General features: G+C 35.1%; 11 protein-coding genes. 8 read left to right on the forward strand and 3 right to left on the reverse strand.

All coding sequences use genetic code 11. The annotated features are described in order from the left end of the window. Positions 1–137 precede the first annotated feature (137 nt). Positions 138–323, forward strand: coding sequence for a hypothetical protein (locus KFD70_RS13415; RefSeq protein WP_336452153.1), 186 nt, complete (start codon positions 138–140; stop codon positions 321–323). 32 nt (positions 324–355) lie between these two features. Here the strand turns inward: KFD70_RS13415 and KFD70_RS13420 are convergent, their stop codons facing one another. Then, positions 356–781, reverse strand: a complete 426-nt coding sequence (locus tag KFD70_RS13420; RefSeq protein ID WP_420792346.1) for a DUF3997 domain-containing protein — start codon at positions 779–781, stop codon at positions 356–358. A gap of 156 nt (positions 782–937) precedes the next feature. Here KFD70_RS13420 and KFD70_RS13425 point away from each other — a divergent pair, with 156 nt between their 5' ends. The 3 genes from KFD70_RS13425 to KFD70_RS13435 all read left to right on the forward strand — a co-directional run bounded on the left by KFD70_RS13425 (position 938) and on the right by KFD70_RS13435 (position 2,647). Then, the gene (locus tag KFD70_RS13425; protein WP_336452151.1) at positions 938–1,393 is read left to right on the forward strand and encodes an RDD family protein; all 456 of its coding nucleotides are present in this window, start codon (positions 938–940) and stop codon (positions 1,391–1,393) included. Between the two features lie 580 nt (positions 1,394–1,973). Further along, entirely contained in the window at positions 1,974–2,072 is a 99-nt protein-coding gene (locus KFD70_RS13430; RefSeq protein ID WP_098336102.1) for a flagellar motor protein, read from the forward strand. 65 nt (positions 2,073–2,137) lie between these two features. Continuing rightward, positions 2,138–2,647: an SDR family NAD(P)-dependent oxidoreductase gene (locus tag KFD70_RS13435; RefSeq protein ID WP_336452150.1), complete on the forward strand. Its 510-nt coding sequence runs from the start codon at positions 2,138–2,140 to the stop codon at positions 2,645–2,647. A gap of 73 nt (positions 2,648–2,720) precedes the next feature. On the opposite strand, the gene KFD70_RS13440 is transcribed toward KFD70_RS13435, so the two are convergent. Further along, on the reverse strand, positions 2,721–3,821 hold the full coding sequence (locus tag KFD70_RS13440; protein ID WP_336452149.1) for an ABC transporter ATP-binding protein: 1,101 nt from the start codon (positions 3,819–3,821) through the stop codon (positions 2,721–2,723). 258 nt (positions 3,822–4,079) lie between these two features. Here KFD70_RS13440 and KFD70_RS13445 point away from each other — a divergent pair, with 258 nt between their 5' ends. Next, the gene (locus tag KFD70_RS13445) at positions 4,080–5,756 is read left to right on the forward strand and encodes a glycoside hydrolase family 13 protein (RefSeq protein ID WP_336452148.1); all 1,677 of its coding nucleotides are present in this window, start codon (positions 4,080–4,082) and stop codon (positions 5,754–5,756) included. A gap of 193 nt (positions 5,757–5,949) precedes the next feature. On the opposite strand, the gene KFD70_RS13450 is transcribed toward KFD70_RS13445, so the two are convergent. Beyond that, a complete protein-coding gene (locus KFD70_RS13450) occupies positions 5,950–7,710 on the reverse strand; it encodes an alpha-glycosidase (RefSeq protein ID WP_336452147.1) in 1,761 nt (586 codons plus the stop codon). Between the two features lie 316 nt (positions 7,711–8,026). Between KFD70_RS13450 and KFD70_RS13455 the strand changes: the two genes are divergently transcribed. From KFD70_RS13455 to malD, 3 genes are all read left to right on the forward strand, one after another. Continuing rightward, positions 8,027–9,286: a sugar ABC transporter substrate-binding protein gene (locus KFD70_RS13455; protein ID WP_336452146.1), complete on the forward strand. Its 1,260-nt coding sequence runs from the start codon at positions 8,027–8,029 to the stop codon at positions 9,284–9,286. Between the two features lie 77 nt (positions 9,287–9,363). Beyond that, positions 9,364–10,665 (forward strand): carbohydrate ABC transporter permease, encoded by a 1,302-nt coding sequence (locus tag KFD70_RS13460; protein ID WP_336452145.1) that lies wholly within the window; start codon positions 9,364–9,366, stop codon positions 10,663–10,665. Beyond that, the gene (gene malD / locus KFD70_RS13465) at positions 10,666–11,508 is read left to right on the forward strand and encodes a maltosaccharide ABC transporter permease MalD (RefSeq protein ID WP_336452144.1); all 843 of its coding nucleotides are present in this window, start codon (positions 10,666–10,668) and stop codon (positions 11,506–11,508) included. Positions 11,509–11,710: the final 202 nt, after the last annotated feature.

Here is an 11,710-nt window from a genome sequence, read left to right on the forward strand (position 1 = left end):
AACAAGTAGCGGCTACCTTTTTTTCTTCGAATGAGCGACTTATATGTTGAAAGACTAAAATGGATTTACATAGAAAATGAACAGGAAATTTGTCAAATCAAAGCGAATGTATTATAAAGTGCAAAGGGGGAAGGGAAATGGAAAAAAGATGTTACGAATGTGGTAGTAAAGAGATAGAAAAAGCAACGATAGCACCAAACCAAAAAAACTATCTTACTTTATTTGCACAAACAGTCGCGGAGGTAGAAATTTGTAAAAAATGCGGTACTGTTATCACAATAAAAGAGAAGCATCCAAGTTATCTAAATCAACAGATGGACTGAAAAAGTTTTGATTTTGAAACAAACAGCCGTTTTTAGGTGTTTGCTGACTGTTTATTTTGCTCGTCTAAATACACTTCTACGGTTTGTAATTGTTTAGAAATTCGAAATGCTTCCTTTTGTTCCTGAAATTGTTTTTCATTATAAGGACCAAAACGTCGATTGTTGTTCATATCAATAATCCAATAATGTTCACTCTGTTTATTTATAATACTAGATTCCGGGTTATTGGGATCAGATTTTTCTTCAATTTGTTTTGCAATAATATATGTATCGTCCCAAGCAATTTCTACAATTTTAGCTGGTACATATTGCGTAGCGTATATAGCGTCTTGTTTTGGAAAAAGTTCAAATGCATTTCCGGAAGTATTTATTAGTTCATATTCATCATTGATGGTGTAAGCTGAGTGGCTAGAATTTGCTGTGCAACCAGTCAGCAACATAATGGCAATTGCGGTCATCAATCGCTTCAATATGAGGCCCTCCTTAAAAATACTTATTGTAAACACATTGTACAGGAAACGGAAAGGAAACGCCAATATATGAGTTATTTACAATGGTTTTTAGAAATGGTACGATGAAGCAGGTAAAGAAGGATGTAAAGGAGTCGACATAAAATGAAGTTAAAGATGCATCGTCCAGCGATGGTAATGAATCGCATAGGTGCCTCCATTATTGATATGTTTTTTATCTCGGTTATGTACGGTGCGGTTGTGGCCATTGTAACAGGAAATTATGGAGCCATTTTCAATCGTTTTAATATAAGCTTAGGTGACTACCGATATGATCTTATGATTGTTTTTATATTAATGGCTATATATTTTATTTTTGTTCCATTCATATGGAACGGTTGTACAATTGGTAAAAAAATTACACGAACAAGACTTATATCATTAACAAGTGAAAAGTTAACAATTCAAACGCTAACAGTACGGTTCTTTGTATTGTTATTACCAAACATATTGCTACTAGGAATTCCATCTATTTGTAATGTATATATGATGTTGTTCCGTCAAGATAATTGTGGCTTCCATGATCTAATTATGAAAACGAAAGTGATGAGTCTCGTTTAAAGAATAATAGAATGATAAAGGTTTATATTTTGTAAAGCCCCTTTTTGAAAGGCAATATGCTATTCAAAGAGGGGTTTTATTTAGGTTTATCCCGCTACTTTAGGGCAGTAATACTCTCACCTCAAAATTCGGCGAGAGCAATGTCCGGCTCTAGCGGCTAGAATCTCCGGTCGTTTCGCCCCCTCGGACGAGGCAAAAAGCGCCTCTCTGCCTAGGGCGCGGGCGTCCTGCGATTCTGAGTGAGCCGCTTCCGCTCTTCTAAAGAAGTTAGGTGGGAGATAAACTGCCCGTAAAGGCCCGATTGGTGAGGGCTAATAATCAGTAGGGGATGAAGAAACCCCACTGATTAAAGTTTCACTTTATTAAAAAACATGTGTATCCTTAAAGTTTTATAAAATTTGATAAATTTAATTGGTATAGTGAAGTTCATATAAGGATGAACATCTCTTATAGAGTACCTCCATATTGACGTAGGATGTGTTAGAAAGTCGGTTTTTAACACATCCTATTTTAATTAGATTGAAAATTAAGAAAATGATATAATAAAGAAAACGTGTTATACAACAAGGGGGAGATCGAAATGACAGAAAGTAGCTTAATTTTTTGGGGGATACTTATTTTTATCGGTCTAGCTTTTGATCAATATAATAGTAAGAAAAAAGAGAAAATAAACAAGTAAACGGTTACAAATAATGATATTGACTTTTCCTGCTTGCAGAGCTACAGGCGAAAGGAGTATACTGAATGACGGTAAGACTTACAGAAGGGGTAATGACGATGAAGCTTGCAGGAAAAGTTGCCGTTGTAACTGGCGGTGGCATCGGTATTGGACGTAGTACAGCTCTTTTGTTGGCAAAACAAGGTGCAAAAGTAATTGTGACGGATATTGATAAGGAAAATGGACAAGCAACAGCAGAGGAAATTGTAGATTTAGGTGGAGAGGCACTTTTTGTTACTCATGATATGGCGAAACAAGGAGATTGGCAACGTGTCATTGAAGTAGCGATTGACGCTTATAATCGTATTGATGTGTTATTTAATAATGCTGGCTTATATAAAATAGATTCTATTTTCTCGCGGCAACAAGAGAACGATTCCAATGTACTTTGTATTAATGATGTTTGGATAGAAATAAAACAATTGACATCATCGTTTATGAAACACCAAGAAGAAGTAACGCTAACTGATTTACCTATTTTTGGTATTATTAGTACAAAAGAACAGTCACTTCATACAGTAGGAACCCTAGTATAATAATAGAAAACCGCCCAAAATACATATGTGGACGGTTTTTTTGTATTTGTATGATGCAAAGAAAAGTGCTATTTTAGCGAATGCGTTTTTCAGTTTTACTATCAAAGAAATGTGCTTTATTCATATCAAATGCAAGTTTAATTTGATCACCGTGTGCAAAAGTATGTCTTGCATCAACGCGTGCTGCAAAATCTTGATTTCCAAGTTTCATATATAAAATAGATTCTGCCCCTAATAATTCTGCAACTTCAATTTGAGTTGTAAATATTGTTCCTTGTGAAGCTTCTAAAAATAGAAGTTCATCATGAATATCTTCTGGACGAATCCCTAGTACAACTTCTTGATTCACATAACCTTGTTCGCGTAATAATTTCATTTTGCCTTCAGATACTTTAATCTTTACTTTATCATCTATAACAAAGTCTTGTTCTGTTAATTTACCACGGAAGAAATTCATTGCAGGAGAGCCAATAAATCCACCAACGAAAATATTTTCTGGTGTTTCATATACTTCTTTCGGAGAGCCGATTTGTTGAATCTTTCCATCTTTCATAACGACAAGGCGTGAAGCCATTGTCATCGCTTCTGTTTGATCATGTGTTACATAAATTGTTGTTGTTCCAAGTTTTTGATGCAGTTTAGAAATTTCTGAGCGCATCGCTACACGTAATTTTGCATCTAGATTTGATAACGGCTCGTCCATTAAGAAAACTTTTGCGTCACGGACGATCGCACGACCTAGCGCAACACGTTGGCGTTGTCCACCAGATAATGCTTTTGGTTTTCGATTTAAATATTCCGAAAGTCCTAAAATTTGAGCTGCGTCTTTTACACGGCGATCAATTTCGTCTTTTGGGATTTTACGAAGCTTTAATCCAAATGCCATGTTATCGTAAACGCTCATATGTGGATAGAGTGCATAGTTTTGAAAAACCATTGCAATATCTCGATCTTTTGGAGGAACATCATTCATTACTTTACCATCAATAGAAAATTCCCCTTTTGAAATGTCTTCGAGTCCAGCTACCATTCGTAATGTTGTGGATTTTCCACATCCAGATGGACCAACGAAAACGATAAACTCTTTATCTTGAATATGCAAATTGAAGTCTGTTACTGCTGTGACGTTATTATCATAAATTTTATAAATATTTTCTAACTTTAGTTCTGCCATGACTTTTCCCCCTAGAAAAAATTATGCAAACGTTTTCTTTGAATTCATTATATACGAATGAATTCAAAAAATAAATAAAAAGGGATAAAAAAATAAAACGTTTTCATAATTTGTGTGGAATGAACAGTAAAATCACTTAAATAGATTATAAAAATTGTAAGCGCTGTTTTCATTTCTTTTAAAATCTGTTATCATTCATTAGTGAAAACGTTTGCGCCTGGATTTTTTTTGATTTAAAAAATGAAATGGGGTAGCATGATGAAAAAACAATGGTGGAAAGAAAGTGTTGTATATCAAATTTATCCACGTAGCTTTATGGATAGTAATGGTGATGGGATTGGTGATCTTCGCGGAATTACTGCAAAGCTTGATTATTTACAAAACTTAGGTATAGATGTTATTTGGTTATCACCAGTCTATGAATCTCCAAATGATGATAATGGCTATGATATTAGCGATTATCGAAAGATTATGGATGAGTTTGGGACAATGGAAGATTGGGACGAATTATTAAGCGAAATGCATAAACGTAATATGAAATTAATGATGGATTTAGTTGTTAACCATACGTCCGATGAGCACGATTGGTTTATCGAATCTCGTAAGTCAAAAGATAATCCATATCGAGATTACTATATTTGGCGTCCTGGGAAAGATGGAAAAGAGCCAAACAACTGGGGGGCAGCTTTTAGTGGCTCCGCTTGGCAGTATGATGAAACGACAGGTGAATATTATTTACACTTATTCTCTAAAAAGCAACCAGATTTAAATTGGGATAATGAACGGGTGCGAAAAGAGGTTTATGAGATGATGGAGTTTTGGCTTGAAAAAGGGATTGATGGTTTCCGTATGGATGTGATTAACTTTATTTCCAAAGAAGAAGGATTTCCAGCTGTGAAGACAGAGGAAGAAGGTTATGTATCTGGACATCAACACTTTATGAATGGACCGAATATCCATACATATTTGCATGAAATGAATCAAGAAGTATTGTCCAAATACGATATTATGACAGTTGGTGAAATGCCTGGTGTAACAACAGAGGAAGCTAAACTTTATACAGCTGAAGAACGTAATGAACTACAAATGGTATTTCAGTTTGAACATATGGATTTAGATTCTGGAAAGGGAGGAAAGTGGGATGTAAAACCATGTTCACTCCTTACATTAAAACAGAATTTAACAAAATGGCAGAAAGCGTTAGAACAAACAGGATGGAATAGTTTGTATTGGAATAATCATGACCAGCCTCGTGTTGTCTCTCGTTTTGGTAACGATAAAACATATCGCATAGAATCAGCGAAAATGTTAGCGACGGTACTTCATATGATGAAAGGGACTCCTTATATTTATCAAGGAGAAGAAATTGGGATGACAAATGTTCACTTTGATTCGATTGATGACTACCGAGATATTGAAACGCTGAATATGTACCGTGAAAAAGTAATAGAACGCGGTGAAGATGAAGAAACAGTAATGCAATCGGTTTATATAAAAGGGCGAGACAATGCTAGGACACCAATGCAATGGGATGCCACTGTGCATGGTGGGTTTACAGTGGGGCAACCATGGATTGGATTAAATCCTAATTATAAAGAAATCAATGTAGAACAAGCGTTACAAGACTCGAACTCTATTTTTTATTACTATAAAAAATTAATTGAACTTCGTAAAAAACATGAAATGATTGTGTATGGAACGTATGATTTAATTTTAGAAGAACATCCTTCAATTTTTGCTTATGTAAGAACATGGGAAGATGAAAAATTACTTGTTATTGCGAACTTTACTGAGGATAACTGTATATTTGAAATGCCAGAAGGGCTAAATTATAATAGTTCAGAATTGTTGATACACAATTATGATGTACAAGATGCAGGGGTTAAGAGTATCGATTTACAGCCATATGAAGCGAGAGCATATAAATTAAAATAATGAAAAGCCTTGTGTAATCTCTGACACAAGGCTTTTATATTTTACCTCGCTATTCACGGACAGTAATACTCTCACATCAAAATTCAGTGAAAGCAAAGAAGTTAGGTAGGAGATAAACCGCCCGAAAAAAACCGATTGGTGGAGGCTAATAATCAGTGGGGATGAAGAAAACCCCACTGATTAAAGTTTCACTTTACCATTTCAAAATTGAGAAACCATATGGTGGAAGTGTAACTTGTAATGAGTTTGTTTCCGCTGAAAATTCTTCTTTTGTATATAGGTTGATGATTTTTTTACTAGAAATATCAAAAGGTACAGGAGCTGAGATTTCATGATTTGTTGAATTTAAAACAAAGAAAATTGTTTCTTCTCCATATGTTTTCGTATAAGAAATGTAACCCTGTTCATCATTTGCTTCAATACATTGAAATGTTCCGTGGCCACCAAATGCTTTGTATTGTTTTCGCAATGAAATTAATGTTTGTATATGTTTAAATAATACTTTATCTTGCTTATCTTCATCCCAAATCATACATTTTCGGCACTCAGGGTCCATCCCGCCATCCATCCCAATTTCATCACCATAATAAATGCATGGTGAACCGATGAAAGAAAGATGAAATACATAGAGTAGGTACATTTTATCTTTCTTTCCGTTACAAGTTGTTAAAATTCTCGGTGTATCATGACTGTCTAATAGATGAAAAGCCGCTTCGTTTACGTTCATGGAATACGAGTGAAGAGATGCTGTAATTTGTTCCATAAATTCACTTGCTTGAATCGTTTCATTTGCGAAATAAGAAAGGAGTGCATTTGTTATAGGGTAACTCATTACCGCATCAAATTGATCACCTTGTAACCATGGCAGAGCATCATGCCAAATCTCTCCTAGAATATAGACTTCAGGGTTAATGGTCTTTATTTCGTTACGGAACTCTCTCCAAAAGCTATGATCGACTTCATTTGCTACATCAAGCCGCCAGCCGTCAATGTGAAACTCTCGTACCCAATAACGCCCTACTTCAAGTAAGTATTCTTTTACATCAGGATGGGCTGTATTTAATTTTGGCATATATGGTGTAAAGGCAAAAGTATCATAGTTCGGAATTGGTTTTGTTACTACCGGAAATTCATGAATATGAAACCAGTCGATATAGCGAGATTTCTCACCTTTTTCTAGAACGTCTTGAAACTTATCAAAGAAGTAGCCACTATGATTAAAAACAGCATCTAACATTACTTTTATACCACGTTCGTGGCACGCATTAACAAGCTTTCGAAACGTTTCCTTCGTCCCAAACTGTGGATCAATTTCCATATAGTCAATCGTGTCGTACTTATGATTAGAGTGTGCCTTAAAGATAGGTGTAAAGTAAATGCCGGTAATCCCGAGTTCTGCAAGATAATCAAGGTGCTCGATAATACCTGCAAAATCTCCACCGAAAAAATTAGTAGCTGTAGGATCAGTACTTCCCCATGGAAGTGTATGTACTGGATTGCATCCAGCATCTCCATTAGCAAATCTCTCTGGGAAAATTTGGTACCACACTGTATCTTTTATCCATGAAGGAGCCCTAAAAACATCCTGTTCATGAATAAATGGAAAGCAAAAAAAGTTGCCTACATCATCATGAGGTGTTTCGTGGAAAAAGCCACGTTCCGTATAAATGGTCGTTTCTGTATTGCTTTTTAATTCAAACCCATATCGTAAGCGCTTGAATTTCGGTTCAATTGAAATGAACCAATAATCAAATAAATTTGTTGATCCGCTTTTTTTCATCGGTATGTTTGATGTAATCCATTTTCCATCTTGCCATTCATAAGGATCGCCATGAATGAGTGAGACGATATCCACATCATTTTTTTTTGTACGCAATCGAATATGAAGTGTTTTTTTATCGTAAGCGTATGCATAATTATCTTTTGGTCTATGGTATATAGCTTCTTTAAACATATAGAAAATCCCCCTTTGATATTTCTATAAATAAGAATATATTGCAAACGATTGCTTTTGGTATTACTTTAATATTGCTTATAAGAGTAGTATTCATTTCATATAAAGTCAATGGATACAAAGAATAATGTTATAATTTTTTTGAAAAATATAGAGAGAAAATATTTGCAAAAAATATAAAAGAATGTATAATGATAGACAAATAGCGCAAACGTTTTCATAGATTGGAAGATTGTTTGCGCTCCTATTAAACAAGTAAGTGCAAACGTTTTCATTTATTAAACTAGTACATATATAACTTGGGGAGGTTTTGAGGGTGAAGAAAGCATTATCATTATTAACAGTTTCAGCTTTGACAATTGGTATGTTATCGGCGTGTGGTCCGAAAGATTCAGGGAAAAAGGAAGCAAGTAAAGAAAAGAGAGATTATGATCTTCTTGTTTGGGAAGATCTTAAAAAAGGTCCTGCATTAGAACCAGCGGTAAAGAGCTTTGAAAAGAAATATAACGTGAAAGTAAAAGTGGCTGAAATTCAAATGACCGATCAAACAAAAAAACTACGTCTTGATGGTCCAGCAGGTACAGGTCCTGACGTTGTAACATTACCGCATGATCATATTGGAAATGTGGTTACGGAAGGTTTAATTGATGAAGTAAAAGTTGATGATGCTGTGAAGAACAAATTTACGGACTTATCTATAGAAGCTCAAACATATAAAGGGAAATTATATGGTTTACCAAAAGCAATTGAGACACCTGTTTTTATCTATAATAAAAAGCTTATGCCAAAGGCACCAGAAACAATGGATGAATTATACAACTTCTCGAAAGATTTCACGAAAGATGGGAAATATGGCTTTTTAGCATTAGGAGATAATTTGTATTTTGCGAATGCATTTATGGCTGGTATGGGAGGATATGTATTTGGTGAGAAAGATGGTAAACCGAATACAGCGGACATCGGGTTAAATAATGATGGAGCCGTACAAGGTATGGAATATATTCAAAAATGGTATAAGGAGAATTTATTTCCCAAAGGTATTATTGGTGAATCTGGTGGGGCAGCTGCAGATGGATTGTTTAATGAAGGAAAAGCTGCATCCATTATGAACGGTCCGTGGGCATTTCAAGCTATGGAAAAAAACGGAATTGATTATGGTGTAGCACCGATGCCTAAATTACCAAATGGTCAACCAATGAAAACTTTTGTTGGTGTAAAAGGATGGCATGTAACGAGTTTCTCAAAAAATAAAGATTTAGCAACGAAATTTGTTGATTGGGTAACGAATGAAGAAAATGCAAAAATTCGCTATGAAAAATCAAAAGAAATTCCTCCTGTAAAATCAGTAATGGAAGATCCAATGATTAAAGACAGTGAAGCTGCAAAAGCGATAACTACACAGGCTGAGACAGGTATTCCGATGCCGAATATTCCAGAAATGCAAGAAGTATGGGAGCCAGCAAGGTTTGCATTAGAGTTACTTGCGGCTGGAAAACAAGAACCCAAACCAGCACTTGATGAAGCTGTGAAACAAATTAAAGGAAACATTGAAGCAAATCATAGTAAGCAAAAATAAGACGGAATTCGTATCTCTTATAAAGGGGAGGTACGAATTCTCCTCCTTCCAAGGGGAAGAAAAAAGGGGGAAGAAATATGCACACATCCATTGAACCAGTGAAAGAAGCGAACGGTTCAAAACACCGTAAAACAGCTGTGATGTTGTCAATCATTCCAGGTGTTGGTCAAATATATAATAAACAATATGTAAAAGCACTGATCTTTCTTGTATTAACAGGTTCATTTATTGTAGCATTTGCTGATTTGTTAAATATGGGATTGTGGGGAATTGTCACGCTCGGTACAGAAGTTCCTCGGGATCACTCTATCTTTCTATTAGTAGAAGGAATTTTAGCACTAATCGTTATTGCATTTGGATTAAGCATATATGCTTTTAATTTATATGATGCCTATCAAAATGGGAAAAAGCGTGATGTAGGAATACCATTAAATTCTGTGAAAGAACAATACCGTAATTTATTAGATCAAGGTTTTCCATATTTGATGGTTTCCCCAGGATTTTTGCTATTGATTTTTGTAGTTGTGTTTCCGATTATTTTCGTATTTTTAATTGGATTTACAAACTATGATTTGTATCATTCTCCACCAGCGAAATTAGTAGAGTGGGTTAGTTTCAAAAACTTTATTGATATTTTCACTTTACCAATGTGGAGAGATACATTTTTAAGCGTATTCTCTTGGACTGTGATTTGGACTTTTGTTGCAACGACATTGCAAGTAGCTCTTGGTATTTTCTTAGCGATATTAGTAAATCAACCTGGTATTAAAGGGAAAGCAGTAATTCGTACAATCTTTATTTTACCGTGGGCAGTTCCAGCATTCGTATCTATTCTTGTCTTTGCTGGTATGTTCAATGAATCATTTGGAGCGATTAACAACCAAGTATTAGCGCTATTTGGAATTGAAAAAATTGCGTGGATGACAGATCCGTTTTGGGCAAAAATCGCTTTAATATTTATTCAAACATGGCTTGGTTTCCCGTTTATCTTTGCAATGACAACAGGAATATTGCAATCGATTCCAGGGGAATTGTATGAAGCTGCTACAGTAGATGGGGCAACCGCTTGGCAACAATTTCGGAAAATCACATTGCCACTTGTTTTGTATGCAACAGCACCAATCTTAATTACACAATATACGTTTAACTTTAATAACTTCAGTATTATTTATCTGTTTAATGGCGGGGGGCCTGCAGTGTCAGGACAAAATGCAGGTGGAACGGATATTTTAATTTCCTGGATTTATAAATTAACGATGACATCAGCACAATATGGAAAAGCAGCCGCACTTACGATGATTTTATCGTTAATTGTTATTTCAGTGGCGTTATGGCAATTCAAAAGAACAAAATCATTCCAAGAAGAGGATATGATGTAAATGAATATAAAACGACAGAAGATGTTGCGTCTTTCATTAAGTTATTTCGTAATTTTCATAATGTGTGTCATTATTTTCTATCCATTATTATGGATTGTTGGCTCATCGTTTAATCCAGGAGATAGTTTATCTGGATCAAGTATCATTCCGAAAAATGCAACGCTAGATCATTATCGAGAATTATTAGATCTTGATAAAAGTAATTATTTACTTTGGTACAAAAATACGCTGAAAGTTAGCGTTTTGACAATGACTTTCTCGGTACTATCCATTAGCTTCACTGCATATGCTTTTTCAAGATATCGCTTTGTCGGAAGAAAGAATGGATTATTAACGTTTTTAATTCTACAAATGATACCGAATTTTTCAGCGTTAATCGCACTCTATGTGTTAGCTCAATTGACAGGATTAATTGACACGCATTTAGCGTTAATTTTAATTTATGTCGGCGGAGCAATTCCAATGAATACGTGGCTTATGAAGGGTTACTTTGATACGATTCCAAAAGAGTTAGATGAGTCAGCTCGTATGGACGGGGCAGGACACTTCCGGATTTTTTGGCAAATTATTATGCCGCTTGCAAAACCGATTGTGGCAGTTGTAGCGCTGTTTACCTTCATCGGTCCGTTTACAGATTTTATTTTAGCGAGTATCATTTTACGTACGCCAGAAAATTATACATTAGCTGTTGGATTATATGAAATGGTAGCGAAGAAGTTTGGTAATGAATTTACAACATTTGCAGCCGGGTCTGTATTGATTGCAATCCCGATTTCAATTTTGTTCTTATCATTGCAAAAATACTTTATTTCGGGTTTAACAGCTGGAGGTACGAAAGGGTGAAAATGGGACATTATGTCCCATTTCTCTTTTTTAGGGAGAATTTCGATTCATATGACATTGTAAGGGGAAAGATGTGAAAAAAATAGTATATTATAGTATAGGAAAATAAGCTTATATCCCTTACAATACATGGAGAGGGAGAATATTAGTTTACATTAATATAATTTTTTGAGGAATGAAATAAAGTAATGGCGGCTTTCGT

It is taken from the genome of Bacillus pfraonensis (genome assembly GCF_050768835.1).
GTDB classification, from domain to species: Bacteria; Bacillota; Bacilli; order Bacillales; family Bacillaceae_G; genus Bacillus_A; species Bacillus_A pfraonensis.

Excerpts from the sequence above, each read along its gene's own strand:
- KFD70_RS13450 (WP_336452147.1), bottom strand. The coding sequence starts at position 7,710 with ATGTTTAAAGAAGCTATATACCATAGACCAAAAGATAATTATGCATAC.
- KFD70_RS13460 (WP_336452145.1), top strand. The coding sequence starts at position 9,364 with ATGCACACATCCATTGAACCAGTGAAAGAAGCGAACGGTTCAAAACAC.
- KFD70_RS13430 (WP_098336102.1), top strand. The coding sequence starts at position 1,974 with ATGACAGAAAGTAGCTTAATTTTTTGGGGGATACTTATTTTTATCGGT.
- KFD70_RS13440 (WP_336452149.1), bottom strand. The coding sequence starts at position 3,821 with ATGGCAGAACTAAAGTTAGAAAATATTTATAAAATTTATGATAATAAC.
- KFD70_RS13415 (WP_336452153.1), top strand. The coding sequence starts at position 138 with ATGGAAAAAAGATGTTACGAATGTGGTAGTAAAGAGATAGAAAAAGCA.
- KFD70_RS13420 (WP_420792346.1), bottom strand. The coding sequence starts at position 781 with ATGACCGCAATTGCCATTATGTTGCTGACTGGTTGCACAGCAAATTCT.
- KFD70_RS13425 (WP_336452151.1), top strand. The coding sequence starts at position 938 with ATGAAGTTAAAGATGCATCGTCCAGCGATGGTAATGAATCGCATAGGT.
- KFD70_RS13445 (WP_336452148.1), top strand. The coding sequence starts at position 4,080 with ATGAAAAAACAATGGTGGAAAGAAAGTGTTGTATATCAAATTTATCCA.
- KFD70_RS13435 (WP_336452150.1), top strand. The coding sequence starts at position 2,138 with ATGACGGTAAGACTTACAGAAGGGGTAATGACGATGAAGCTTGCAGGA.
- malD (WP_336452144.1), top strand. The coding sequence starts at position 10,666 with ATGAATATAAAACGACAGAAGATGTTGCGTCTTTCATTAAGTTATTTC.